This window comes from Methanothrix sp., from assembly GCF_030055635.1.
In the GTDB taxonomy this organism is placed as follows: domain Archaea; phylum Halobacteriota; class Methanosarcinia; order Methanotrichales; family Methanotrichaceae; genus Methanothrix_B.
Genome location: NZ_JASFYM010000008.1, coordinates 1 through 25,766 on the forward strand (window position 1 = coordinate 1; position 25,766 = coordinate 25,766).

Sequence of the window (25,766 nt, forward strand, 5' to 3'; positions counted from 1 at the left end):
TGGAATTACCCCCAGTTTCCCGGGATTATTCCAGTCCTCAGGGCAGGTTGTCCACGTGTTACTGAGCAGTACGCTATGCCCTTCCGGACATTCAACTCGCATGGCTTAGTCGGACCCCGATAGCAGTAACCTCTGGCAGGATCAACCAGTATTACCATCGGCCGGAATTGGCTGGGTCGCCACTTGACCAACGTCAGACAGGGAGATCAAACTCCCGTCTCCACCCCAACAAAATGTACCGCAGAGCGGAACCAGTGCACTCATCCAAGCCTCCACGGCCCGTCTGCACCCGCGCCTATCTCCGCGATCTCTTCGCCACATCTTGGCCCTCATATGTAGGGTTTACTAGTATATAAACATTACGGTGCGATCTCCCGTTGAGATCGCATGATCGCCCTACCACAATATTCCTGTGTGTTTTGCGTTCGTCAGCTGCAGAGCACATCAGGAACGTGCTCTTCCTTGTGCAGTCCGTATATAAATGTTTCTGATCACGAATGATCGCGATGTATTTGGCAGGTCGTGTACTCGTATCATTTAACCCGCAGCTCGCAATCAGCCCATGCTCATGGAAACATCTCCGCTGCGGCACTTGGTTCGGTGAAATCGCTCAGCGATTCGAGGAAACAGCTCTTCAAAGCTCAGCCGACCACAAGATCTATCTCCGCGCCCAAGAGAACTCATGGAGATGGATCGCTCAGACGAGGATATACTATCACTCTTCGATGATACGGTTAGGGAATGGTGGATCAGAAGCTTTGGTGGAAGAGAGAAGCTGTTCACCCCACCCCAGAGGCTCGCAGTGCCACTGATCCACGCGGGGAAGAACGTGCTCATAAGCTCACCAACCGGATCGGGAAAGACACTGTCCGCCTTCATCTCCATAATAAACAGCCTCTTCATACTCTCCAGAACAGACGGCCTCGAGAACAGCGTGTACTGCCTATACATATCGCCGCTGAGATCGCTGGCCAACGATATACACAGAAACTTGGAGCGACCGCTGGCTGAGATACAGGAGATCGCTGCAGAGCATGGTATAGAGAGTGTGGAGATCAGGCACGCCATCAGGCATGGGGATGTATCATCATCAGAAAGGGCGAAGATGCTCAGAAAGACCCCGCACATACTGAACACTACGCCTGAGAGCCTGGCGCTGCTCCTGAACTCCCCGCGCTTCAGGGAGAAGCTCAGGACCGTCAGGTGGGTCATAGTTGATGAGATACACTCGCTTGCCGGATCAAAAAGAGGCGTTCACCTCTCGCTCAGCCTGGAGCGTCTGGAGGAGCTTAAAAGAGAGACGGGTGGGGAGAGCTTTGTGAGGATCGGCTGCTCCGCGACCATCGAGCCGCTCCAGGAGGTCGCCGCATTTCTCGGCGGCGCTGACAGGGAGGTTGAGATCATCGACACCCGGTTCTCCAGAAGGTTCGATCTGAGGCTGATATGCCCGGTGCCCGATCTCATCTCCACGACCCCGGGAGAGCTCAGCCGCGCGCTCTACGAGACCCTGGATGAGCTGATACAGGAGCACAAAAACACGCTCATATTCACAAACACCAGGAACGGGGCAGAGAGGATCCTCTACAACCTCAGGGCGAGGTATCCGAATCGCTACAACGAGAGCAACTCCGGATGCCATCACGGCTCTATGGGGAAGACGAGCAGGCTGGATGTTGAGGAGAGGCTTAAGTCAGGGGATCTGAAGGTCGTGACATCCTCCACATCGCTGGAGCTCGGGATAGACATGCCCCATCTCGATCTCGTCCTCCAGATAGGATCTCCAAAGTCTGTGGCTGCTCTGCTCCAGAGGATAGGAAGGGCAGGACACAGCCTGGATCAGGTTGTCAAGGGAAGGGTCGTTGTTCTCGACAGGGACGAGCTCATAGAGTGCGCAGTGATGCTCGGATGCGCAAGGGAGGGGTTCGTCGACAGGATACACATACCCAGAAACTGCCTTGATGTTCTGTGCCAGCACATCCTGGGGATGGCGCTGGAGCGGAGATGGCGGATCGATGATGCGCTGAGGATCGTAAGAAGATCGTACTGCTACAAGGACCTCAGCGAGGACGATCTGAGGTCTGTCATGCGCTATCTCTCGGGCGCCTATGCCGATCTGGAGGAGAGGAACATCTATGCGAAGATCTGGTACGATCCCGAGACGGGAGAGTTCGGCAAACGCGGCAGGAACTCCAGGATGATATACATGCTCAACCTCGGGACGATACCGGACGAGTTCTCCTGCGATGTCGTCACAAGGGATGGGAGATGGGTCGGGAATCTTGATGAGAAGTACCTGGAGCGGCTGTCGAAGGGCGACGTCTTCGTCCTCGGCGGCAGATCGTATGCATTCAGATACCGGCGCGGCGGAAAGATCTATGTCGATCCCACAGGAGAGCGCCCTACGATACCGAGCTGGTTCTCGGAGAAGCTACCTCTTTCATTCGATCTCGGCCTGAGGGTGCTTCAGTTCAAGGCGCACATGCTGGAGCTCATGAGGAGAGCTGATGAGGATGCGGTCGTTCAGCATCTCCTCGAGACGCTCCCGATAGACGAGAACAGCGCCAGGAGCATCTACCAGATATTCGAGCAGCAGATCAGATACCTCGGGGAGGACTCGGTCTCAACAGACAAACGCATCGTTGTGGAGGAGACACGGGACACCAAGGGGAGAAGGGTGTACTACTTCATGACCAACTACGGGCTCAGGTTCAACGACGGGTTCAGCAGGATGGTTGCGTACATCCTTTCAAGGGATGGGAGAAGCAATGTTCTGGTCTCGATCGCGGACACAGGCTTCATGCTATCCATCCCTGAGAGATCGAGGGCTGATCCCATTGCAGCTCTAAAATCAATCAGGCCAGAGATGTGTGAGGATCTCCTCAGGAGGGCGGTCGAGAACACGAACCTCCTGAAGAGGGTCTTCAGGATAAATGCCACCAGGTTCTTCATGATCCTGAGGAACTACATGGGGCACAGGAAGAGCGCGAGGAGACAGCAGGTATCCGCAGATATGCTCATAGGTCTCGCAAAGCAGCTCGAGGACTTTGCAGTTCTGAGGGAGAGCTACCGCGAGATAATCGAGGACAAGTTCGAGCTCGACAACATAAAGAGCGTTTTTGGAGCGATAAGCACCGGAAAGACAGAGATCGTGAGAAAGACAAGCCCGTCGCCTGGGCCGATGGCATTCGGAATAGCATCCATTGGCGCTCCCGATGTCGTTCTGGCGCAGGACAGGCTCGCGCTCCTGAAGGAGTTCCAGAGAAGGGTTATGGAGAGGATTGCTGGAGAGAGTGCAGCGTGAGCATCGAGGATCTGCAAGAGCATCTGATTAAAAGGTTCGATTTTCTTCTCGGATCGATCTATATTAAAGAGACGAAGACCTGTGTGCTCTCTGATATTCACATAGGTCTGGAGGATGAGCTCTTCGCCCAGGGTCTCGTCTTCCCGCTGAGGGAGCGCGAGGAGCTTCTGCGAAGGATTGATGCAGTGCTAGAGAGATTCAATCCCAGGAAGTTCATTCTCGCCGGCGATGTGGTGCACTCATTCGGACGGGCTGATCAGAGGATACGAAAGAAACTTGAGCTCATATTAAATAGAATTCGTTCGTCATGTGAGCTGATTCTCGTTTCAGGCACACATGACGGGATGCTGCCATACATGGGATACAGAGCTCAGAGCAGATATGATGATGGCGGGTACACGGTATCTCATGGTGATGAGGACCTGATGGAGCACGGCCATCTGATAATTGGCCACGAGCATCCGGTGCTGGATGTGGAGATGATGCGCATACCGTGCTACCTCTTCGGCAGGGGTATCATGGACGGCATGGACATCATGGTGCTGCCTGCTTTCAACCTGCTATGCCAGGGTGTGGCTGTGAACCATATCGAGAGCTCCGATCTGCTCTCACCCCTGCTCAGGAGGATTGACACCGGGGAGCTCCATCCTGTGGTCGAGATGGAGGGGGAGGTGATGGTCTTCCCGGAGATCAGGCGCATGTAGTGGGGGCGTTCCCCCTTCCGTTCATGATCCTCCATGCAGCTCCTGGAGCTGCGTTATCCTCCTCAGCTCCTCCCTGAGGGACTCCGGCAGGCCCTTTATCTCCACGTCCAGGAAACCTCTGACTATGACGCCGGTCGCCTGATCCTTCGTCAGGCCCCTCGCCATGAGGTACTCAAGCTCCTGCTCTGAGATCTTGCCGACAGCAGCCTCATGAGACATGTCGAGGCCGCCGCATCTGCCGTCAAGCTCCGGTATGGAGTCGATCCTCCCCTTCTCGGAGAGTATCAGCCCGACGCATTCGAGATGCGCCTTGACATCAGGCACCTCTCCGATCATCTTCCCGCGGGTTATTATCTCACCGCCGACCGAGACCGCTCTTGTTATGGAGTCGGCGCTGCATCTGGGCGCCCTGAGCACGACCTCACTGCCTGTGTCGAGGTGCCCCTCCTTCGCATAGAGGACGGTGTTGAAGCTTGCTACCGCTCCTGGCCCATCCAGTACTGCCTTCGGGTATGTCTGCAGGGTCTTCGCAGGCGTCAGGCAGATGTAGTTGTTCGAGAGGGTGGCGCCCTCCTCCATGTATATTGCTGTCCTGGGCCTGACCTCGACCTCACGCCCCCAGTTGTGGATCATTGTGAAGCTGACGTGCGCGCCCTTCTTTATGAAGAACTCAGACACGCCGATGTGCAGACCCCTCTGCACATGGCTGGGCGTCGTGCATCCTGTTATTACATGAAGCTCGCTGCCCTCCTCCGCTATAATTATGTTATGCACTCTCTGATTCAGGTTCGTCTGCCCGAGATAGAGACAGCTCTTCAGCGGGAATATCGTCTTCGCGCCCCTCTTCGCCCTCAGGAAGTACCCTGCAGGGGGGTGAAGCGCAACATCTGCTGTGTACTTGTCCTGGTCCACAGGCACAAGCTTCCACCAGTAATCCTTCAGCCCATCATACTTCTTCAGGGCAGTGGCTATATCCAGCACCTCGATCCCCTCTGTGGAGGATCTCGCGACCACAGGCGTCTGATCCATCTGGATGTATGCGCCGCCGACCTCTTTCTCCAGACTCACGCCAACGCCCAGCGCTGCCTTTTTGACATCCTCCGGTACCTCCTCGAGGCTCTGAACCTCTTCATGCGGCTTCGCCTCGACATCGTACTTCTCGAGATCCACGTCCGGGCCGTAGGTCGCCTTCTTGCCCAGAGCCTTCCTCGCCCTCTCAGCTATGTCGGACATAGGCACCTGGCACACCCCTCGTATCCTCTTGTCTTGATCTGCTCCAGTATCTCCCTCGGGCTGCCTGTGCAGACGATCGTGCCCTCAAGCATCACATGTGCTTTGTCTACCGAGATGTAATCGAGTATATGGCCGAAGTGTGTTATTATTATCCCAGACCGGATCCTCTTGCTGGGCTTCGTGTCCTTCTCGGTGAGCTTGTTTATCGCCCTCCCGATGAGCTTTATGTTCTCCAGATCCACTCCCGAATCAGGCTCATCCAGCATCACAAGCTCCGGCCTCTGCGCAAGCAGCTGGGCCATCTCGGATCTCTTGATCTCCCCTCCGGAGAACCCGCGGTTGACCTCGCGATCCGCGAACTCCAGGAAGTTCATCTCCCTCAGCACCTTCTCCGGGTTTGCCTGGGGGTTGCACAGCTTTATGAGATCCTTCAGCTTCAGCCCCCTTATCGCAGGCGGGCTCTGAAACGCGATCCCTATCCCCATCCTGGCCCGTTCATCCATCGGCAAATAGGTGATATCCTTCCCTTTGAACAGTATCCTCCCGCTCTCCACGACATATCTGGGCACGCCTGCTATTGTATTGAGCAGCGTGGTCTTGCCGCAGCCGTTCGGCCCGAAGAGGGCATGATTCTCTCCACGATCGATCTTGAGGTTTATGCCCTTCAGAACCATACGGCCGCCGATGCTGACATGCAGATCCTCTATCTCAAGCAGCCCGAACACCTCCAGGGGTTGGTAGAGTTCTGTTGAGATCTCAGTTTATTTACACTTTCGCATCAGACCGCGAAGCCCAATGAAGGGAATTAGAGCCGTATACAGCAGGGACCTGAGAACGCGGAGCTCTAGACCACATCCACGATGACGCTCCCCTGAACATCTCTCCCCATGGAGTCACGTACCTTCACGACTATGAGATGCTCGCCCTTCTTCAGCCTGCTCGAGTCGACCTTTATTCTGCTCCCCGACCCCAGGTACCGGTCCATGCTCGACCACCATTCGTAAGTGTACGGGCCTCTTCCGCCGCTCGCAGCTGCCTCCATGACCACAGGGCCTCCAGACAGAACAGCTCCCGCCTTCGGGGAGATGATCTTCGCGGTCAGCTCAGGAGAGAGCGAGGCTGTTCGGGAACCATCCCGCTCGAGACAGCCGGATGCGAGAATGAGAACCAGTACAGAGATGACCACTATCGACCTCATTTTGACCTCCAAAGAGAAGCTTTTGTACTGCCAAAGCGAGTCTTCGAAGCTGCCTGAAGATACCTCTGGCAGGATATCAAACTGTTGCTTTACCTGTGCTTCCTCTCGGGCCTGATGGATCTTGCGCCATACTGCCATCAGACCTGGATCGCGGATCTGAACCACTGATCGTGCTGAAACGCAACCTATGACATGAGGCTCCATTAAGCCTGCAGGTCAGCAATGAACCCATGGTGCATCAGATCGTTCAGATCCTAAATCCCAGGAGGCATGAGCGGTGGCCTGAACACTCCCTTCTCAGTTACTATCGCACTGACGAGCTCAAGCGGTGTGGCGTCGAACGCAGGATTGTAAACCTTAACGCCATCCGGCGCAAGCCTTGAGTCTCCTAGACGTCTGAGCTCATCTCCGCTTCTCTCCTCGATCACTATCTCGCTCTCATCGTGTGATGCATCGAAGGTTGAAAGCGGCGCTGCCACATAGAATGGAACTCCGTGTGCTTTAGCGAGAACAGCGTGCGTGTATGTTCCTATCTTGTTGAAGACCGCATCCCTCGTGATCCTGTCAGCTCCCACTATCACACTGTCGATCATGCCCCTGCGCATTAGGATGCCGGATGCGCTGTCGCACACCAGGGTCACATCTATGCCGTCCTCCATCAGCTCCCAGGCGGTGAGCCTCGATCCCTGGTTCAGGGGTCTGGTCTCACAGGCGTAAACATGAATCTCCTTCCCATCCAGCACGGCCTGGCGTATCACTCCGAGCGCGGTACCCCAGCCGACGCAGGCAAGCCTGCCGGCGTTGCAGTGCGTCAGAACCCTGTCGCCATCGCTCAGGAGCCTTGCGCCATGTTTGCCGATCATTTTATTGATGACCAGATCCTCCTCGGCGATCCTCTCAGCCTCGCGAAGCGCGATCTCGCGAACCTCATCAGCGACCTCTCCCGACCGGGCAGCTCTCAGAACCCTCTCGACTCCCCATGAGAGGTTGATCGCTGTGGGCCTGGAGCCTTTAATCATCTCCGCAGCGATCTCCATCTCGTGCAGCACACCATCCCTGTCAGGAAATCTGGACCTCATCGCTGCAAGGGCGACGCCGTACCCACCGGCAGCGCCGAGCGCGGGCGCGCCGCGTATCTTTAGGGAGGTGATCGCGTTTACGAGCTCCTTCACGCTTCTGATCGTGATCACGACAAGCTCCGCAGGAAGCCTGGTCTGGTCGATGGTTTTTATACCATCATCCCACCAGATGGTCCTGGACTCAGAGATCATCTCTCCTGATCACCTCCACCCTCCCGTGACGCGCGAGGTGAAGCTCATCTATCTTCGTGAATATCCCGTGCTCGACAACCCCCGGTATCTGCGATATCTCCTGAGATAGAGAGACAGGATCCCTGATCTCTCCGAATGATACGTCCATCACAAAGTTCCCGTTGTCAGTGATCACCGGCCCATCTTTCATACGGGCCTGACGGATCACAGGGGACCCGCCGATCCTCATGAGCTCCCGCTCGACGACCCTTGCCGCGAAGGGCAGCACCTCTACAGGAACTGGTCTGCTCAGCACCTCCACATACTTCGATCCATCTGCCACAACCACGAAACGCCTGGCGGCGATCGATACCACCTTCTCTCTGGTGTGCGCCGCACCTCCGCCCTTGATGGCGTTCATTCTTGTATCGATCTGATCGACGCCGTCTATGGCCAGGTCCAGCACCGGATTTTGTGACAGTGTTGTCAGCGGAATCCCGCACTCTATCGCCAGCGCCTCTGACTGATAGGATGTTGGAACGCCAAGAACATCGAGGCCATCATCCACCATCCTCCCGATCGCTCTGATCGTCCATGCGACCGTGGAGCCTGTGCCGAGGCCCACGACCATGCCATCCCTGACGAGCGATGCAGCAGACTCGCCGGCGAGCTTTTTTTCATCGATGTTGCTCTCAGGCCTTCTCTCCGTATTGATCCCCCTGCAGCAGCTTTGAGCGCACGGTCGTGAACACCGGCCCGCGGATGTCTATCCGTTTCTTGTAGCTGGTGATGTACCTCTCCAGCGCCGGATCGATTCTGACATTTATCTCGCCCGCGGTCCTCACAATCCTCACCCTGGTCTCGGAATCCCTGCCCTCAATGGTCGCGATCTCGATCTCATGTGCTGCCAGCTCAGCGAACGCATCTATGAATCTTATGCCGGTCTGGACGCCCTCCTCGAAGGCTGCCTCCCACTTCGGCGTTCTCGGTATTCCGAGAATCTCATTCCTGTACACCACGATCTCATTCAGGTAAGCTGGACCGCAGAGCTTCGTGTTCTCCTCCGGCTCGACCACAGAGACCCTGACCTTCCGGCCGAAGAGCTCCCCCTCCCACGCGTCGAACTCACACGGCGACGGGGTATTTCCGTACCTCACACACGTCTCCACGATCGATCTCGCGATCTCTTTCCCTGTAGGTGTCATTGGGCTCTTATCCACATGTATCATCCTGGCTATCTCGATAGGCTTCAGGCTCCAGTCGGGCTGCAGCTGCGGATAGGAGAGCGCGCGCACGTCCTTCGATCCGTAGAGTATCATCGCCAGGCGCTCAACGCCGAGCCCCAGGTTAAGAACAGGATATGGAATATCGTACTGGGCAAGCGCAGTCGGTGAGTACACCCCGAATGTTGCTATCTCGACCCAGCCGCTCCCGTACTTTGTCTCAGATCCCACAAGGCCTGGATGGTAGGCATAGACCTCTATCTGCGTGCCAGGGACATAGTACTTGGAGCGTTTCTCGTCCGGCCTGAACCTGAAGTTCTCGAAGCCGAACTGGCTCAGGAGACCCTCCGAGATCGCCTTTCCCTCATCAACCGACATCTCCTCGTCCATCACGACGCAGCTCGCTGAGTGGTAGGACATGAGGCGGGCTGCGTCCTCCGACTGCTCCCTTCTGAAGCATCTGTCCACAGAGAATAGACGTACAGGCAGGGGCGACCTGTACCAGAGGTTCGAGAGCGATATGAACCACCCAGAGGTCATGTGGCTTCTGAGTGTCCTGCTTGTGGGCTCCGGTTTGAGCTCTCTGAACTCCGGAAATACGCTCTCGAGCATCATCGAGACCTGGGAGTCCGATGCGTTGATAGCTTTAGATATCTCTGGAACCAGGTCGTCCCCCTCCACAGCTCCCTTCTTGTAGCTGTGCAGGACCTCTCTGAGAGCCTCTATCTCCTCAGCGGTGATATCCCTTCCCAGTATCGACCTGATCATCGAGAGCCTGCTCTCTGAGATGCCAACATCCGGCCTGGGGAGGCCTGCAAGGTAAAAGCATCTGTCAAGAACAGCAAGCGCCTCGGATCCGAACTGCCTGTAGACTTCCTGCGCATCCACTATAACAGGGTTCATCATCTCCGTGAACCCCATGCGCAGGTACGCCTCTCTCAGCCTCTGGATTGTCTCGAAGACGGGATGAGGTCTTCCGTGCAAATAGCTCCTCCTCGGATAGATCCGCTCCAGCGAGGGTCTCTCGAGATAGTCAACGCCACGCTTCCAGGCGCTATCAAAGTCCTTTTCAGCAGCCTCTCTGATCTCGGCCGGGTCGAACTTCATGCTCTACAGATCTGAGTACGAGCCTTTAAGCTTATCCTCCAGGAGGGAGAGGTGCCTCTCCAGGGCCTGTATCTGGAGGGCGTTTGTTATATCACCGCGCGTCCTCTCTATCATCGACCTCGCCAGATCCGTCTTCCGGCGGAGCCCGCGCATTATCGCCTCAGGGTAATCGAACCTCATGAGCATGTGGTAGATCTCCTCCATTATCTCGAGGAGAACCTCACCATCCTCAGGTCTGCCGTTTCTTATGAATTCCAGTATGCTCCGCCTGAGCTCGCCCGTCAGATCGCCAAGGCCGCCGAGATAGCTTACCGGATCGACATCGAGATCCTCATGCGTTGGCATCCTCCCCTCGAATATCAGGGAGAAGAGAGCGCTCGCCTCAACGAACTCCTGCTCAGCATCGTCCACAAATCCTGAGTACCTCACGTCATGATGCGTGGCCAAGAGGTCCTTTATAGCGCTGAGGTGCTCACGCGCCTCTCTGAGGAGACGCTCCGCCTCGCTCCGCTCTCTTCTGTGAACGGCGCGTATGGCTGTTGATGACAATCTGATCACGATTCTGGAGAGCCTCAGCGACTCTTCCCTGGCAGCATCCTTCTCATCGAAGTGTTTGAGAAGCGTATCTATGAGATCATCCAGATCGTTTCCGGGTGATTCATTTTCTGGCTTCATATTGTGGATCTGCGGGCTGGATCCAAGCACTTGGAACCGCGCGTTACATGAACCTTCTTATCCTGCTCAGGCTCGTCTGACCCTGTACGAGGGATCTGGCCTCTGTGACGTACCTGCCTCTGTATCCGTTTAGCGAGGAGAATACCATCTGCCAATCAACGGTCCCTGAGCCGACAGGAAGGTGCTCATCCCTCTCCCCGTGGTTGTCATGTATGTGGATGTGTGATATCCTGTCTTTGAGCTGCAGAAACTCCTTCAGGTTCCCGTTTGTGTTTGCGTGGCCCACATCGAGCGTGAACCCGAGGTTCTCCCTGTCGACTGTGTCAATGATTCCGACGATCTCGAACGGCGCCCTTCCCAGGAGTGTGGGTATGTTGACCATGTTCTCGACAGCAATTGTGATTCCCAGATCCTCTGCATGATCGCATATGCTCCTTATCCCGAGAATGTTCTGCTCCCACGCGCGGTCCGGCACCTGCGTCCCGAGAGGGGAGAGATGTCCCGGGTGAACGACTGCAAGCTCTGCGAAATCCGCTGCCAGTGTCAGGCAGCTCTTCATCTGCCTGACGCTCTCCTCCCATATCGGCTGGTTCACCGATGCGAGGTTCAGATCAGAGTAGGGCAGATGCAGTGTTATAACCAGATCCGTGGTCTCCGCTATCTTCCTCGCCTCATCCACATTCTCTTCGGTGAGCCGCTGCATTCCCTCGCAGACGATCTCCCAGCCCGTGTATCCTAAATCCTCAAGCTGGTACGCCCAGTCGAACGGCCTGTCCACCAGCGCGCTTGAGGAGAAACTTATCATGCCTCCACCTCATCAAGCTCTATCTCCATTACAGGCTTCCCATCGACGGTCCGGGGCGCGAGCCAGTCGATGACCCTCTCACTGCCGGAGATCTCGACGTGAATCGATCCGAGCGGCTCCTCATCTGGCGGGAAGCCCACACGCCCCATATACGCCCCAGGCTTGCTTATCCTGAACTGATAGGAATCTCCGATCCTTCCAGCAAGCATCACAGACCTCGCTGTATCAAGTATCCTCTCATCTCTCAGTATCTTGCGGAAAACCCCGAGAGAGGATATCCCTCCGTAGCCCTGCACCATATCATCCCTTATGTCGAGCGTCAGGCCTGGAAATATGCGCTCTATGGCCATCACAACCCTTTCCACCCTCTCGGTGGGCTTCACCAATACGCGGACTGTGACCTCGATCATGCTCATATCCATTTGTTTACATACAAATACAAGATTTACATGCTCAGTTCCTTAGACCCAGCAGCATGAAGACATTCAGCGGTGCGATGTCTTGTACCTCAGCACAGCCGCGATCCCGCCGAAGGCATGCAGGAGCTGCGCGCCCTCCTCGAAGTCTGTGGATATGATCCTCACAGCTGCTCCGCTCTGTTCCGCCAGCTGGGAGAGCTCTGTTATCAGATCCACCTCCTCCGTTATCGTGAGGGGCGAGCCGCACTTGGGGCATGTCCCTATCGCCGGGGACGATGGTGTTCTTGTTCTCTCATCAGAGTAATCACAGCTCTGGTTCTGGCATCTGACCTTGACCCTGGTCTTTCTGAGCTCCTCAGAGAGGAGAAGGAGATCCACCGCGCCCAGTGCGAGGTTCTGACGCACCTCTTTCTCTCCGTATGATGCGAGACCTTTATCGCTTACGAGCTCTTTCATGAAGCGTCGCATGGCCAGCTTCTCCTGGGTGAGCTCAAGGTCCAGAAGCCTGTCCTGCGCAGCCTCGACGAGCTCCGAGAGGCCTGCCTCATCTGTGTAGGATACATCGAACGCATCCAGTATCTTCTTCTGGAGCTCGTGATGCAGGAAGTTCCCGGCGACGAACTCCTCCTTCGTCGGGGATGGACCGCCTATGAGTATGCCCTGCAGCTCCTTAGGATCTATGCTAAGAAACGCATCGTTCGCCGCCTCCCCGATCCTCTTGTAGAAGTCGTGGATCGCTATGAGCCTCAGCTGCTGGAACCTGTGAGAAGACTGACCCCCCTTCCTCTGCTTTCCAGGAACTGTGGATGTGAGATGCTTCAGAGGCTCGATCCTCTTTCCCTTGAGTATGCCTATGGTCGCCTCTCTCCTGTCGAGAACTATCAGACCGAATGTCTTCTTCTCAGATAGCATGTCCTCAAGCGGCGTGAGGAGAAACGATGAATCGCAGTGGTAGCGGTATGTGGTGATCGGCTCCGGCGGCTCTATGACCTTTGTGTACATGTCTGTCCTGTTGCCACCGATGTCCACAGCGCCTATGAAGAGCACGACGCCGTTCTCGGGGGCTCTCGGGATGAGCCTGAGCCTGGCCATCGCTGACTCCAGTGCGCTCTGGACATTGGTCCTCGTGAGCTTCGACTTTATGTTGGCAGCCTGGCCGTGCTCCTCCCTGAGCTGGGCCATCACATCCGATATCTGCTTGTCGGGGGGTATGTACAGGGAGATGAGCTCTGTGCCCCTTCCCGATTTTGATCTGAGCTCATCCAGCAGACGCTTGAACTCGTACTTTTCCTGTGCAGAGATCTCCATCTTCTCTCCTCAGATTGATACTGGCTGAAGTAGCCACAGACCTAGATAAAATCCTTTGCGTAGCTCGATGCAGGGATACCCAACAAATGCTAGCGTCGGGCAGCTCAGTCTCCTTGAGTCGATATGCGGTTGTGTACTCCTATAACTGAATCCAGAGGCATGCGACCTAATAGGTTAATGTAGCATTATGCCGGTGCATGCTGGTTCATGAAGGCCCCTTCAGCTATTCGAGTACACGGCCCGATATGCGTGTATCATGTAAATCAACATTTATGGATTTGTATTTTTCTATTCAGTTTTCCAAAATTGTCGAATTTGCCTCGGATAATGTTTATATATCAATTAAGATCGATACGTTCTGGGTGGTAGCTTGCTGGACAAGGTCTTTGGAAGGATGAGTGGTGGCTGCTGCGGGCGTGTTGTCAGCCTTCAGCAGATAAACGTCGGAGGGCGCATCATAGGCATCATGGGGATGAACGAGGTCTTCCAGGAATACTTCAAAAAGGGAAAGACGCCTGACGACTCGACCGGCGATGAGCTTGTAAAGGACCTCAGAAAATTCAACTACATCGCTGAGGGAGCGGAACAGATTTACAAAGAGGCATTCTTGAGGGAGTACAGGCGGTATTACGAGGCCAGAACGAAGTAGAGCGGAGCATCATCCGCTCATCTTCATATTTTTCGATGCCAGATACCTGATGCGTTACCTGCATCATAGCTCTTGGTATTCGGGGTGGTTGGGGTGTTTTATGACAATTTGGCGGTGGCCATAAATTTCTTTATGAAGATCGCATTGGAATTGACCGTTTTGTTCATAGGCGTGACATTTCTCGTAGGACTCCTTCACGAGTACGTACCTGAGGAGAGTGTAAAGAGAGCTCTTGGGGGCAGGAATGTTGTTGCAGGAAGCGTTTTAGGCGCGGGTTTTGGAGCACTCACGCCGTTCTGTTCCTGCTCAACAATACCGCTGCTTCTTGGTATGCTCAATGCCGGCGTGCCCTTTGCAGCTTGTATGTCATTCTTGTTCTCTTCACCGCTGCTAAATCCCGTGATACTATCGCTCTTCGTTGTGCTGCTTGGATGGAGGGTTGCTCTGCTGTACCTCACAATAACCTTCGTGGTTGCTGTTTCAGCCGGCCTGCTACTGGATGCCCTTGGCTTCGAGTCGCAGGTGAGATCTGTGGCTTTCGTGAGGGATGATCAGCATGCACGGGATGCAGGATCGAGGATACGCAGATCGGCGGATTTCGCCCTAACGCTCTTCCGCCAGCTCATGCCGTATCTTCTGCTTGGTGCGGGCATTGGTGCGTTCATCTACGGTTTTGTGCCGTCAGATCTCGTAGTTAAGGTTGCTGGGCGGGATAACCCTCTTGCGATCCCCGCGGCTGCCCTCATCGGCATTCCTCTCTATATCAGGGCAGAGACGATCCTTCCAATCGGCCTGGCTCTCATCGAGAAGGGCATGAGCGTCGGGGCTGTGCTCGCGCTCGTCATAGGTGGTGCTGGAGCAAGCATTCCGGAGCTCTCCTTGCTGTCAGCTATGTTCGAGAAGAGGTTGCTTGCGGCATTTGTGCTCACCATCCTCACCACAGCAGTGAGTGCAGGTTACCTGACAAACCTGCTGTAGGTCATGTTTTTAACTCGCAGGAGCGAAGAAGGACGTTTCCGTCTTCATGCAGTGAAGCTGAGCATGCAACGCGAACGGTCAGATATTGTTTAGGTGGTGAACTTCTTTCTGATGGAGCTGCCGCCCGGAGCCTGCATCGTTGTGATGAGGTTCCAGCAATGAATCTCAGCTCCTTCACACCACGATGGTTCGCACATCATAAGAGTGCAGCTGCGCGCATCGTTCTCTTAAGCTCCCCATGCATCGAGCTCAGCTTCCGAGCTCAATCCGCAATGGGCGAGAACGTCCTCGGGTCGAGTGAGATCGAAGCCTCACAGAAAGAGCATGCTGTCTCAAGGTACCTGTTCTCGCTTATTGCGCGGTCCACATTCTCCTGAGGCGTGAGGTACTGAGTCATCTCCTCTCCGCATATCGGGCACCTGACCCTGAGCCACTCCAGCCTGGTGAGGGATCTGACGATTCTTATCAGATCCGCCACAGCGTTCGCGAATGTGCCTGATGAGAACGTGATGGGTACAATATCCTCTATGAAGAATGGCATCTCCACTCCGTTCTCTGCGATCGGAATTATGAGATGATCTATCGCCCTGGCAAACCCGATCTCCATGTTGACCGTTCTGGAGAATATCGAGTTTGATGTCACTATGGGCACAAAGCATTCCGATGATCTTATGCCGAAGGATGCCCGCTCTCCCCTGGAGATGCCGCGATGGTATCTGAACTGAGATGTGAGCGTATCGATAAAGATGCGATACAGCGCAGAGCTGAGATCCCCCGCAAGATCAGCGTCAGACTGGCTGTGAGATATGTATATCTTGGAGATCATGCTTTATCCAGGCCTCGAACAAGGGCGCATAACTGGATACGGTCCACCCATCAAACAGGCCCCCTCTCCCCAATCATGCTGGCACATGAACATCTTTCTGGCGTCCGCAGAGATCAGGACGCTTCAGACTTCCATGCGTATGTACATCACGAAACATTATAAGCCTTGTGAAATCTGAGAAAGTGTGACCCTCGTCGCTTTTAATGCTTTATTTTGGACCTCCTCTCCGGCCTTGATGACCGAGCTTGCGCCCAGCTGCTCTCTCTGTCAGGGCTCTCAACAAGATCAAAGTGATCAGAGGGCTGTACCGAAAGCTGTCGAGAGCCCGAAAGATATGCTAGCCCATTCAGTCCGAGGGTTAATATAGAGGTATGTGTCTTAGTAGCATACCAGCATCACTGAGGCCTCATGCCAGTCTAGCTGGAAGTCCAAAGTCCATCCCTGAGCAGGGGAGGTATTATGAAAGAGAAATGGCTCATGGCGCTTGCACCTGAATGGGATGATGTAAAGCCGCTCATAACCACAGCACTCGAGTCCGGCTTCGACTTTGTGGTTGTGAACAGAGATCACATAGACCTTGTGAGGGAGCTCGGCAGCATAAAGATCGCTTGCTTTGGACGCGAGCGTGGCTCCGAGGATCTTCTTATACTTGATCCATCCGTGCCCAGGGTGAGTCAGATCGAGACCGTCGAGAAGATGGGCAGGCCCATTGGGGGGTATGTCGAGATACGCTCCAAGGATGATGAGATATTCGCCACAGAGCTCGGCAAACATGTTGATCATCTCCTCATTGTCGGAACCGACTGGAAGGTCATACCCCTGGAGAACATGATCGCAGCACTCCAGGGATACGAGTGCAGGATAATCAGCTGTGTCCGCTCCTCAGAGGAGGCCGAGGTAGCCCTCTCCACGCTTGAGCATGGCGCTGATGGCGTGCTTCTCGATACCAGGGACCCCTCTGAGATCAAGCGTGTGCAGGCGGCTGCAGAGCGCCTGGGGATGAGCAGGATAGATCTGAAGGCCGCAACCGTGGTCGCTGTCAAACCGGTCGGCATGGGCGACAGGGTGTGCGTAGATACCTGCAGCCTAATGCGGAGAGGCGAGGGGATGCTTGTGGGATCACAGTCGAGAGCGTTCTTCCTGGTCCAGAGCGAGGCTGAGGAGAGTCCATATGTTGCAGCCAGGCCGTTCCGCGTGAACGCCGGAGCTGTTCATGCATACATACGGGTTGGGGAAAAAACCAGGTACCTCTCCGAGCTCAAGAGCGGCGATGAGGTCACGATCGTGGATAAGGACGGGATGACGAGAAGCGCAGTCGTCGGCAGGGTCAAGATCGAACGGAGGCCGATGATACTTGTCGAGGCTGAGGTCGATGGCGACAGGGTGAGCACGCTTCTCCAGAATGCGGAGACGATAAAGCTCGTATCCCATGACGGAACTCCGATATCGGTGGCTGAGCTGAAGCCTGGCGACAAGGTTCTGGTGCATATGGAGAGCAGCGCGCGGCACTTCGGCATGAGCATCGAGGAGACGATAATCGAGAGATGAGCATTCACCGCTGATGTCCAACACTGGAGACGTGCGTGGGAGATGTGCTTCAGAACGCTTGATCTTAACGGGTTTAGAATCAAAACCCCTGCGATCGTTGCATCGCTCGGGTCGGATGCTGAGCGCTCCGCGAAGATCGCCGAGGCGCAGGGGGCGGACATCATAGAGGTGCGTCTCGATCTTCTCGAGGATCCCGGTGTGATAAGAGACATAAGGTCCACAGTATCGCTGCCGCTGATGGCAACGAACCGCATCTCGTCAGAGGGCGGCTCCTTCAGGGGGTCGGAGGAGCTGAGGATAGGCATTCTCATGGAAGCTTCGCGCTTCTCCGATATCATCGACATCGAGCTGATGGCGCCAGGCAGGAACAGGCTGATGGAGGAGATCTCATGCCCTGCTCTGGTATCTTATCACGACTTCAATGGCGTGCCAGACAACATGCGATCCATAATAGAGGACGCCAGGCGCGCGGGCGCCGATGTGGTGAAGATAGCCGTCACCCCACACACCATGCGGGAGACGCTGGATCTACTGAGGATTCTTCTGGACGAATCACATCCCCTGTGCGTGATCGGCATGGGCGCTGTTGGGAGGCATCTGAGGGCTGTGGCCCCACTCTACGGATCTGTGCTGACCTACGGCTACGTGACAGAGCCCACCGCTCCAGGTCAGATGAGCGTCAGGGAGCTGGATATCGCTCTCAGGTGCCTTGGCGCAAGATGAGGCTTAAGCGCCTAAAAGAATAAGGCGAAAATGAAAGGAGGGAGCAAAAGTCGTTTGGGATGTAGGAGGGAGGAAAATGGTACGACTTTTGCCACATCCGCCTACGTCTATAGTCGAATATAAATCTTTCGGTTGCAGTGAGGGCTGTGTGGATTTAGGATGCTCGCCTCGGGACTGAACCTCCTGGAGGCGGCGTGAACTCCCTCAGGGAGGAGTGGCTGGCCATTACCATGCATGCGTCATCGGTTCAGGATGTGTTTAAAGTGTCTGAGGATTCCTAAAAACCCAGTATTTTGGTATAAAAACTCCTTTAATAAAAGCATGCTGCGACATGCCCAGATCATTGAACAAGAGGTTAATAGGAATCCTCGTCTGGCTCATGCTGTTGAATCGCCGGAGAGGCTCTGTAACCCCACAGCGGCATTCAGCTTCGCCTCTTTCGGATCACCGATCTGCCGAATCATGGGGATGAGATTGCTAACTTCGCAGGAATCAAGAGCTCTGGACGCGATCGACAGGTACAGGTTGTGCGCTGCGGATTTCTTGACACAAGCGAGGATTCCTAAAAACCAAGCATTTTGGTATAAAGCTCCTTTGATAAAAGCAGGCAGCGACATGCCCAGATCTTGAAAAGGAGGCTGATAGGAATCCTCAAGCACATGGCGCACAAAGACCACAATGGAAAGGCCTTAAATATCGGCGAATACGTATTGTGGTTTCGTCAAATCGCAAAATTTCGACGGATGTGTCCCCTTGACATCGAACCAGGTTGTGCTTTGGATCGGCTTTGGCGTTCTCGTCGTACTGCTTCTCGCAGTCGATCTGGGTGTATTCCACAGAAGATCGAGCGTTATATCGGTTAGAGAATCGCTGATCTGGAGCGGGATCTGGACTGCAATCGCGCTCATATTCAACATAATAATATTCTTCTGGCACGGCCAGGACAGGGCCCTGGAGTTCCTGGCGGGCTATCTCATAGAGAGGTCGCTGAGCGTCGACAACCTTTTTGTATTCCTGATGATATTCAGCTACTTCCAGGTACCCGAGACGCATCAGTACAAGGTCCTCTTCTGGGGCATCGTCGTTGCGCTCCTCATGAGAGCATTATTCATAGCGACCGGTCTGACGCTCATAGAGCACTTCGACTGGATCATCTATCTGTTCGGGGCTTTTCTCATAGTGACAGGGATCAAGATGGCCCTCCAGAGGGAATCCAACGTAAAGCCGGACAGGAACCCGGTTGTTAGGATGTTCAGAAGCGTGATACCGGCGACAGACCAATACGACGGCGGGAGGTTCATCACCAGAGCCTACGGCAGAACAATGGCCACTCCGCTTCTGATCGTCCTGATCGCGGTTGAGGTGACCGATCTGGTATTTGCTGTGGATTCGATTCCGGCGGTCTTTGCTGTTACTGTCGATCCGTTCGTGGTTTACACATCCAACGTCTTTGCGGTGCTCGGGCTGAGAGCGCTCTACTTCGCCCTGGCCGCCTGCGCACACATGTTCCACTACCTCAATCACGGTGTGATACTGATACTGATATTCGTTGGCGTCAAGATGCTTCTCTCAGATCTGTACGAGATACCGGTCACCTTTGCCCTTGGAGTTGTCGCACTGGTTCTGCTGGTCTCGATACTGGCATCTCTGGCGAGGCCCTCTGACAGAGAGCAGGTCCTTAGCTGCCTGAAGAGCATCTCAGGCAAGTGATTGTCATGGAGATAACAGCCGCAGGTCTATCAAGCGCGGAGGCAGAGAGGAGGCTCAGGGAGGAGGGCTACAACGAGCTCCCCTCCGAGAGGGGTCGCGGGCTTCTATCCATCGCCATGGAGGTTCTGAAGGAGCCGATGATATCCCTCCTAATAGCATGCGGAGGCATCTACCTTCTCCTGGGAGACCGCAGAGAGGCGCTGATTCTGATATTCTTCGTGCTTGTGGTGATCTCCATAACACTCTACCAGGAGAGGAGGGCAGAGGGCGCCCTTGATGCTCTTAGGGCCCTGTCGAGCCCAAGGGCTCTCGTGATCAGAGATGGAGTGCCGGTGCGAATCCCCGGACGGGAGGTCGTCCGTGGAGATCTCATAGTCCTCGAGGAGGGGGACAGGGTGCCGGCGGATGCTGCAGTTATCTCCTGCACCAGCCTCATGGTGGATGAATCGATACTGACTGGAGAATCGATGCCTGTCAGGAAGGTATCCTGCGAGGATCAGGAATATCCAGAGGTCATGCCACCAGGTGGAGACGGGCTGCCATTCATCTACTCCGGCACGCTTGTCGTTCAGGGAAGGGGGCTGGCAAGGGTGGTCGCCACCGGCTCCAGGACGCTGATGGGTAGGATAGGGGCCTCTCTCAAAAGCATAGAGCTGGAGGAGAGCAGGCTCAAGATTGAGACGCGATCAATTGTTCGCAGGCTCACAATTTTCGGGCTTGCGCTGAGCACAGTCCTGCTGATAGCATATGCGCTCGAGACCGGCGATCTTCTCGGCGGTCTTCTGGCAGGGATAACGCTGACAATGGCGATACTTCCGGAGGAGTTCCCTGTCGTCCTCACGATCTTTCTCGCCCTCGGCGCCTGGAGGCTCTCCAGGATAAATGTGCTCACCAGAAACCTCTCTGCAATAGAGACCCTGGGATCTGTAACCGTTCTGTGCACCGACAAGACAGGCACCGTGACCCTGAACAGGATGCGTGTCAGGAAGATATTCGCCAGGGGCAGGATCCACGATGTGGATGGGGTGCTTCCCGAGGAGGTTCACGATGTCGTAGAGTTCGGGATCCTCGCTGGGAGAAGAGACCCGTTCAATCCGATGGAGATCGCGCTCCAGGAGCTGGGGAGGAGGGAGCTCAACAGGACAGAGCACATCCACGACGACTGGACCTTCGTACAGGAGTATCCGCTCACCGATGACATACTCGCGATGTCGATGGTCTGGATGCGCGGGGGTGAGTATGTCATAGCCGCGAAGGGCGCACCCGAATCGATATTCGATCTCTGCCATCTTGAGAGGGAAGAAGCTGAGGAGCTCAGCAAAGTCGTGGAGAGGATGGCAGAGGACGGGCTGCGCGTTCTGGGGGTTGCCAGGGCCGCGATCTCAGAATCAGAGCTGCCGGATGGGCAGCACGGGTTCGACTTTCAGTTTCTTGGATTGCTCGGCTTCTCAGATACCATCAGGCCAGGCGTGCCTGATGCAGTAAATGAATGCCAGAGAGCTGGCGTGAGGGTGATGCTGATCACAGGCGATCACCCGATCACTGCAGCCTCAGTCGCGTCTGCGATAAATCTTCATCCCGGCTCTGTGCTGACAGGACCTGAGATCGAGTCGATGAGCGATGAAGAGCTCTCAGAACGCCTGAAAGATGCGAACGTCTTCGCCAGGATGGTTCCCGAGCAGAAGCTCAGGCTCGTAGAGCTCCTGAAGAGAGATGGAGAGGTAGTTGCGATGACCGGAGACGGTGTCAATGACGCTCCCGCCCTTAAATCAGCTCACATAGGCATCGCCATGGGATCGAGGGGCACAGATGTCGCTCGAGAGTCCGCGGACATCGTGCTCCTGGACGATGACTTCTCTTCAATAGTCAGGGCGGTACGTCTGGGGCGGAGGATCTTCGACAACATCAGAAAGGCGACTGCGTACATACTGGCGATCCACGTTCCGATCGCGGGCATGTCCATCCTGCCTGTTGCTCTCGGCCAGCCGCTGCTGCTCCTGCCTGTGCACATCGCCTTCCTGGAGCTCATAATAGATCCTGCGTGCTCAATAGCATTCGAGGCCGAGGCTGAGGAGCGCGATGTGATGTCCAGGCCTCCGATGGATCCAAAGGCTTCGCTCTTCAGCAGCAGCGTGATCGGTCTGGGCGCTCTTCAGGGGACAAGCATTCTTGCAGTGCTCTCAGCTCTTTACCTCACAAGCATTGAGAGGAGCATGAACGAGGCCAGAGCCCTGATCTTCACCACGCTTGTTCTGGCAAACCTGTTCCTGATACTCACAAACAGATCCTGGTCCCAGACGATACTCCAGAGCATGAGGGTCAGAAACTCAGCGCTATGGATGATCTTCGGGGGGACACTGATTCTCCTCTCGATGATACTATACATACCATCACTCAGGTGGATGTTCCACTTCGGATTCCTGCACCCAAACGACATAGCAATGTGCATCGCCCTGGCCTCCGCGAGCGTGCTGTGGTTTGAGGCGTGGAAGCTGATATTCAGAAGAGGTCGGGCCTGCCTGGCATGAAGGAGCGATGCTCAAAGCCCAGCACCGGAACGCTGCGTTCAACGATGTGCTTGGAGCTTGATCAGAGCATGCGATCGATCAGATCCTCTATGTGGCACATCTCGGAGATATCCGTGAGCCCGGATATTGACTCTGTCTCGATATCAAGCCCGAGCTCCACCGCGGCCGCGGCAGGGTTTGTGCCCCCGACGAGCGCAATCCCAAGATGGTCACGTTCCACCGGCATTCCAAGAACCTCCATGTTCGGCTCGCCGAGCTCCACAACCCCCATGATCCCCGCATCCCGCAGCTCATCGAGCAGATCCTCTATTGCATCGCGGGAGATCATCGGGGCCTCATGCAGATTTCCGAGTATTCTTCCGGTCCCGGTGCGCATCATATCGCATATGCCGGTCAGCTCCTGAGCTATGAGAAGATCCAGGGGATCTATGGTCGTGGCCCAGTACATTATCATGTCCGTGAAGCGCACAGTCTCCCTGTCGATCACCTCTATGAGCCCGCCGCCCTTGGGGCGAACAGGTATCCCGTGCTTTATGAGATACCCGTCAATGGTCATGCTGCAGACCGTGTAAATCCTGAACCTATCCCCCGCATCCTCCAGCCTGACCAGGGGAGATACCGCGAGATCGCTGTCTATCGCATCTTTGAATACCTCAAGCGTCTCCTGAAGGTCCTTCCTGGCCACGAGGGATCTGTTTGTTACAACCCTCCCAGCCCCTCTATCCGGGTCGAGGCTGACCTGATGGATCAGATTCTCTATCCTGCCCAGGGCAAAGACCAGCGGTTCCTTCATTACAGCAGGGATATGCAATGAGTGATAAATACATGAGCATCCGCCTGAGGATCCAGCGAGAAATGTGCACAACCCTTCGTCGTTCTTGACGCGAAAAATGCCCTGGATGGTGCTGATTTTTCATCCACATGGTGCTCTCGTATCATGAGCGCCTAATGCCGCTCAGATCCTGAAGATCTGGATCCGCATGGTAGTGTGAATGCATTTGGCAGCAGTTCGCTTGCCCTCACCATCAGCGCATCGCCATCTAACCCAACCATCACAACATCCATATCCCCAAACTCAAGCATCATCTGCCTGCATATGCCACATGGCGTTATTGGCCTGGGCAGATCTCCGGCAACAGCAAGCGCTACGAGCTCCCTCTCACCCGCAGCCACTGCGCCTGCAATCGCAACCCTCTCAGCGCATATTCCGGCGCCAGATGACGCATTCTCCACATTTGCGCCTCTGTATATCTTGCCGCTTCTGCAGAGAACAGCAGCTCCGACCCTGAACTTCGAGTACGGAGCATATGCCTGGTCTCTGGCATCGATGGCTGATCTGACGAGATCATCGTACTCGCCTGTGTACGGACGTGGTATCGATCTCAGGACGCCGATGTACATGCACTCGTGCGGCGGTATGTTCGGTATCGCAACAGGTCCCGAATCTGATAGCTCGACCGGCGCTCCACGTATCACAACCGCAGGAATCCCCTCATCCCCCTCGCCCATGACGAGCTGCGCAGCAGATACGAGGTTGTCGGCCACAGCCTTAACCGTTATTTTCAGGGGTCTGCCGTAGAGATCCCTTCTTCCGCGGGCGTCCTCCACAGGGAGTATGCCATCGCATGCGAGCGCAACGCCGACGCATCCGAGCCGGAGAGGATGCGTTCTGCTGTCTCCTATGATCACACCAATCCTGGCGCCGTTCGATAGCGCGCTCCTTATTCTCGAGGCTGCTTCCTTCGGGTCTGAGGGAAGGAGAACCACATGCCCTGGAGGGGCATTCGAGTGATCCACTCCCGCGTTCGGGTAGAGAAAACCGTCCTTGAGGGCGAGAACAACACCCGGGATTCCCCCAAGTATCTCATCAGACTCCCTGAGGATCAGCTCCATCTCTGCTGGATCTTTTTCATATCTGGAGGCGAGGGAGATCGCGCGTGAGCTTGGTGTGATATCAGCGAGAGATACCACGCGCCCCTCTCCGGTTGCGACGAAGCTCTCAGAGACGACGATCACATCTCCGTCCCTGAGAGATATGCCTGCCTCATCAATTCCCCTCCTGAGAGCTTCTATGATATCCTCGCCGGGCCTCAGAAGACCTGTTTTTATACCGAAGATCTCCAAAATCTCACCCCTTACGCTGCTGACCGGAGGCCGTATTACCAGCAAGCCTGTACCTGCTAGCATCTGTGTGGAGGACGCTCTCTATCTCGCTCGCTATCGATGGCAGACAGAACGGCTGAAGCCTGAGCTTTCCCAAAAGCCTCTCGATCTGGGCCAGCGTCCCGAATATCACAGCTCTGTCTGCTGAGGGATCGCACCTCAGGGCGCCTCTTGGCACCGCAGCGTCTCCGCCAGCTGCCAGCATCTCCTGCTTTATCACCAGCGCCTCCATAGGGGTTATCCCATCAACTGCAATTGCCAGAAACGAGCCCTTCTTCCAGAGTATATCATGAGCTCCCGGATCAACCCCGACCCAGTCAAGGATACACCTCAGCTCCTCGGCCGAGCCTGTTGTGCTGAGAAGCTCCACCCTGCCGGAGCGCCTGAGACCTCCGCGGGCAGCCTGGGCGATTCTGATCGCGTCCCTGCATACAGCTACATCGTGGGTTCTCACCACATGTGCTCCGTTGTAAACAGCGATGGCTGTTGCAGCAATCGATCCCGTCAGCCTCTCAGCAGGATCCTTCAGATCCAGAACAGCGCCGATGAACGACTTCCTGGAGACCGCTGCGACTACAGGTTTCCTCAGCGAGCGGAGGCTTCTCATCCCATCAAGAATCGCAAGATCGTACTCGTATGTCTTTTCAGGGATCCAACGGCCGATTCCCGGATCGATGAGAATCTTCTTCTGATCGACCCCGCTCTCCACAGCGGTGCTGACAGCAGCTGCAAGCCTGGGGACTATATCCTTCAGCTCCAGAAGATCGCCGGGCCGCTCCCTTGAGGCCATGAGGAGCAGCGATGCGTCGTGCTCTGCTACCACCCTTGCCATCGAGGGATCATTCAGACATGAGACATCGTTGATGCAGCTTGCGCCCCTCGACAAAGCAAGATCTGCTATCGATGCCCGCTGGGTGTCCACCGAGACCTCGACATCGACATTATCCATGATGTTCTCCAGAGCAGGGAAAAGCCTCTCCCGCTCCACATCCTCTGAGATGAAAGGAGAGCCGGGCGCTGTGGAGACTGCTCCGACATCTATCACCTCGGCACCCTCGTCCACCATCCTCATGGCGAAGGATGCCGCGCTCTCAGGTGTGGAGACCGATCCCCTGTAGAACGACTCAGCACTCAGGTTGATTATCCCCATGAGCCTGACGGGATGGATGTCTCCAACCCTCAACCTGCCCAGCTCGCCCTCTATGGTCAATCGGAACGCCCCTTGATTACAGAGGCGTCTTTTGTATTACCTACTATATGGCATATTCTGTTGTTTAGGGAGATCATGCGCGGTAGGTCCGGACATCGTGCTGTGCAGCCCGGGAGCCAATGCATCCGGAAGAAATGACGGCTCGTGGAACGATGGCTAATGGGCTCGAACAGATGAATGATCCTGCTGGGAGTGGTTGTCCTGGCCG

Annotated in this window: 23 protein-coding genes and 1 rRNA gene; 8 read left to right on the plus strand and 16 right to left on the minus strand. The window is 55.4% G+C overall.

What is annotated here, in order from left to right; translation table 11 throughout:
* Positions 1–152, minus strand: a 16S ribosomal RNA gene (locus QFX31_RS04545); the annotation flags it as partial.
* 536 nt (positions 153–688) lie between these two features.
* Between QFX31_RS04545 and QFX31_RS04550 the strand changes: the two genes are divergently transcribed.
* Positions 689–3,301, plus strand: coding sequence for an ATP-dependent helicase (locus QFX31_RS04550; protein ID WP_348530940.1), 2,613 nt, complete (start codon positions 689–691; stop codon positions 3,299–3,301).
* Positions 3,298–4,005, plus strand: coding sequence for a metallophosphoesterase (locus tag QFX31_RS04555; protein ID WP_348530941.1), 708 nt, complete (start codon positions 3,298–3,300; stop codon positions 4,003–4,005). The genes QFX31_RS04550 and QFX31_RS04555 overlap by 4 nt, the downstream gene beginning before the upstream one ends.
* A gap of 21 nt (positions 4,006–4,026) precedes the next feature.
* On the opposite strand, the gene QFX31_RS04560 is transcribed toward QFX31_RS04555, so the two are convergent.
* The 10 genes from QFX31_RS04560 to prf1 all read right to left on the minus strand — a co-directional run bounded on the left by QFX31_RS04560 (position 4,027) and on the right by prf1 (position 13,223).
* Positions 4,027–5,238 carry a SufD family Fe-S cluster assembly protein gene (locus QFX31_RS04560; RefSeq protein ID WP_348530942.1) on the minus strand — a complete coding sequence of 404 codons (1,212 nt, stop codon included), beginning with the start codon at positions 5,236–5,238 and terminating at the stop codon, positions 4,027–4,029.
* Positions 5,226–5,954, minus strand: coding sequence for an ABC transporter ATP-binding protein (locus QFX31_RS04565; protein WP_348531005.1), 729 nt, complete (start codon positions 5,952–5,954; stop codon positions 5,226–5,228). Before QFX31_RS04565 ends, QFX31_RS04560 begins: the two co-directional genes overlap by 13 nt.
* Positions 5,955–6,082: 128 nt before the next feature.
* Positions 6,083–6,436 (minus strand): hypothetical protein, encoded by a 354-nt coding sequence (locus tag QFX31_RS04570; RefSeq protein ID WP_348530943.1) that lies wholly within the window; start codon positions 6,434–6,436, stop codon positions 6,083–6,085.
* A 254-nt stretch (positions 6,437–6,690) separates the two neighbouring features.
* Complete coding sequence (locus QFX31_RS04575; protein WP_348530944.1) at positions 6,691–7,707, minus strand: S-methyl-5-thioribose-1-phosphate isomerase; 1,017 nt, start codon at positions 7,705–7,707, stop codon at positions 6,691–6,693.
* On the minus strand, positions 7,697–8,401 hold the full coding sequence (gene rpiA, locus QFX31_RS04580) for a ribose-5-phosphate isomerase RpiA (RefSeq protein ID WP_348531006.1): 705 nt from the start codon (positions 8,399–8,401) through the stop codon (positions 7,697–7,699). The genes QFX31_RS04575 and rpiA overlap by 11 nt, the downstream gene beginning before the upstream one ends.
* Positions 8,379–10,016, minus strand: a complete 1,638-nt coding sequence (sepS, locus tag QFX31_RS04585) for an O-phosphoserine--tRNA ligase (protein ID WP_348530945.1) — start codon at positions 10,014–10,016, stop codon at positions 8,379–8,381. Before sepS ends, rpiA begins: the two co-directional genes overlap by 23 nt.
* Positions 10,017–10,019: 3 nt before the next feature.
* Positions 10,020–10,691 carry a translin family protein gene (locus tag QFX31_RS04590; protein WP_348530946.1) on the minus strand — a complete coding sequence of 224 codons (672 nt, stop codon included), beginning with the start codon at positions 10,689–10,691 and terminating at the stop codon, positions 10,020–10,022.
* A gap of 43 nt (positions 10,692–10,734) precedes the next feature.
* A complete protein-coding gene (locus QFX31_RS04595) occupies positions 10,735–11,496 on the minus strand; it encodes a sugar phosphate isomerase/epimerase family protein (RefSeq protein ID WP_348530947.1) in 762 nt (253 codons plus the stop codon).
* Positions 11,493–11,912 (minus strand): hypothetical protein, encoded by a 420-nt coding sequence (locus QFX31_RS04600; protein ID WP_348530948.1) that lies wholly within the window; start codon positions 11,910–11,912, stop codon positions 11,493–11,495. The genes QFX31_RS04595 and QFX31_RS04600 overlap by 4 nt, the downstream gene beginning before the upstream one ends.
* A 69-nt stretch (positions 11,913–11,981) precedes the next feature.
* Entirely contained in the window at positions 11,982–13,223 is a 1,242-nt protein-coding gene (gene prf1 / locus QFX31_RS04605; protein ID WP_348530949.1) for a peptide chain release factor aRF-1, read from the minus strand.
* Positions 13,224–13,593: 370 nt separating this feature from the next.
* Here prf1 and QFX31_RS04610 point away from each other — a divergent pair, with 370 nt between their 5' ends.
* Positions 13,594–13,872 (plus strand): hypothetical protein, encoded by a 279-nt coding sequence (locus QFX31_RS04610; protein ID WP_348530950.1) that lies wholly within the window; start codon positions 13,594–13,596, stop codon positions 13,870–13,872.
* Positions 13,873–13,965: 93 nt separating this feature from the next.
* Complete coding sequence (locus QFX31_RS04615) at positions 13,966–14,850, plus strand: permease (RefSeq protein WP_348531007.1); 885 nt, start codon at positions 13,966–13,968, stop codon at positions 14,848–14,850.
* Positions 14,851–15,112: 262 nt separating this feature from the next.
* Here QFX31_RS04615 and QFX31_RS04620 read toward each other — a convergent pair whose 3' ends face one another.
* Positions 15,113–15,676, minus strand: coding sequence for a toll/interleukin-1 receptor domain-containing protein (locus QFX31_RS04620; protein WP_348530951.1), 564 nt, complete (start codon positions 15,674–15,676; stop codon positions 15,113–15,115).
* A gap of 459 nt (positions 15,677–16,135) precedes the next feature.
* Between QFX31_RS04620 and QFX31_RS04625 the strand changes: the two genes are divergently transcribed.
* On the plus strand, positions 16,136–17,224 hold the full coding sequence (locus QFX31_RS04625; protein WP_348530952.1) for a 3-dehydroquinate synthase II: 1,089 nt from the start codon (positions 16,136–16,138) through the stop codon (positions 17,222–17,224).
* Between the two features lie 42 nt (positions 17,225–17,266).
* Positions 17,267–17,947 carry a type I 3-dehydroquinate dehydratase gene (locus QFX31_RS04630; RefSeq protein ID WP_348530953.1) on the plus strand — a complete coding sequence of 227 codons (681 nt, stop codon included), beginning with the start codon at positions 17,267–17,269 and terminating at the stop codon, positions 17,945–17,947.
* Between the two features lie 377 nt (positions 17,948–18,324).
* Here QFX31_RS04630 and QFX31_RS04635 read toward each other — a convergent pair whose 3' ends face one another.
* On the minus strand, positions 18,325–18,615 hold the full coding sequence (locus QFX31_RS04635; protein ID WP_348530954.1) for a hypothetical protein: 291 nt from the start codon (positions 18,613–18,615) through the stop codon (positions 18,325–18,327).
* Between the two features lie 85 nt (positions 18,616–18,700).
* Between QFX31_RS04635 and QFX31_RS04640 the strand changes: the two genes are divergently transcribed.
* Both QFX31_RS04640 and QFX31_RS04645 read left to right on the plus strand, forming a co-directional pair.
* Positions 18,701–19,657 (plus strand): TerC family protein, encoded by a 957-nt coding sequence (locus tag QFX31_RS04640; protein ID WP_348530955.1) that lies wholly within the window; start codon positions 18,701–18,703, stop codon positions 19,655–19,657.
* 5 nt (positions 19,658–19,662) lie between these two features.
* The gene (locus QFX31_RS04645) at positions 19,663–22,185 is read left to right on the plus strand and encodes a cation-translocating P-type ATPase (RefSeq protein ID WP_348530956.1); all 2,523 of its coding nucleotides are present in this window, start codon (positions 19,663–19,665) and stop codon (positions 22,183–22,185) included.
* Between the two features lie 61 nt (positions 22,186–22,246).
* Here the strand turns inward: QFX31_RS04645 and QFX31_RS04650 are convergent, their stop codons facing one another.
* The 3 genes from QFX31_RS04650 to folP form a co-directional block, all read right to left on the minus strand.
* Complete coding sequence (locus QFX31_RS04650) at positions 22,247–22,978, minus strand: DUF128 domain-containing protein (protein ID WP_348530957.1); 732 nt, start codon at positions 22,976–22,978, stop codon at positions 22,247–22,249.
* 152 nt (positions 22,979–23,130) lie between these two features.
* Positions 23,131–24,309 (minus strand): coenzyme F420-0:L-glutamate ligase, encoded by a 1,179-nt coding sequence (gene cofE, locus QFX31_RS04655; protein WP_348530958.1) that lies wholly within the window; start codon positions 24,307–24,309, stop codon positions 23,131–23,133.
* Between the two features lie 4 nt (positions 24,310–24,313).
* Positions 24,314–25,558 (minus strand): dihydropteroate synthase, encoded by a 1,245-nt coding sequence (gene folP / locus QFX31_RS04660; protein WP_348530959.1) that lies wholly within the window; start codon positions 25,556–25,558, stop codon positions 24,314–24,316.
* Positions 25,559–25,766: the final 208 nt, after the last annotated feature.

Bases quoted from the DNA above. Each gene is read 5' to 3' on its own strand.
- QFX31_RS04550 (WP_348530940.1), top strand. From the start codon at position 689: ATGGATCGCTCAGACGAGGATATACTATCACTCTTCGATGATACGGTT.
- QFX31_RS04560 (WP_348530942.1), bottom strand. From the start codon at position 5,238: ATGTCCGACATAGCTGAGAGGGCGAGGAAGGCTCTGGGCAAGAAGGCG.
- QFX31_RS04570 (WP_348530943.1), bottom strand. From the start codon at position 6,436: ATGAGGTCGATAGTGGTCATCTCTGTACTGGTTCTCATTCTCGCATCC.
- QFX31_RS04575 (WP_348530944.1), bottom strand. From the start codon at position 7,707: ATGATCTCTGAGTCCAGGACCATCTGGTGGGATGATGGTATAAAAACC.
- sepS (WP_348530945.1), bottom strand. From the start codon at position 10,016: ATGAAGTTCGACCCGGCCGAGATCAGAGAGGCTGCTGAAAAGGACTTT.
- QFX31_RS04590 (WP_348530946.1), bottom strand. From the start codon at position 10,691: ATGAAGCCAGAAAATGAATCACCCGGAAACGATCTGGATGATCTCATA.
- QFX31_RS04595 (WP_348530947.1), bottom strand. From the start codon at position 11,496: ATGATAAGTTTCTCCTCAAGCGCGCTGGTGGACAGGCCGTTCGACTGG.
- QFX31_RS04600 (WP_348530948.1), bottom strand. From the start codon at position 11,912: ATGAGCATGATCGAGGTCACAGTCCGCGTATTGGTGAAGCCCACCGAG.
- prf1 (WP_348530949.1), bottom strand. From the start codon at position 13,223: ATGGAGATCTCTGCACAGGAAAAGTACGAGTTCAAGCGTCTGCTGGAT.
- QFX31_RS04620 (WP_348530951.1), bottom strand. From the start codon at position 15,676: ATGATCTCCAAGATATACATATCTCACAGCCAGTCTGACGCTGATCTT.
- QFX31_RS04625 (WP_348530952.1), top strand. From the start codon at position 16,136: ATGAAAGAGAAATGGCTCATGGCGCTTGCACCTGAATGGGATGATGTA.
- QFX31_RS04630 (WP_348530953.1), top strand. From the start codon at position 17,267: ATGTGCTTCAGAACGCTTGATCTTAACGGGTTTAGAATCAAAACCCCT.
- QFX31_RS04645 (WP_348530956.1), top strand. From the start codon at position 19,663: ATGGAGATAACAGCCGCAGGTCTATCAAGCGCGGAGGCAGAGAGGAGG.
- QFX31_RS04650 (WP_348530957.1), bottom strand. From the start codon at position 22,978: ATGAAGGAACCGCTGGTCTTTGCCCTGGGCAGGATAGAGAATCTGATC.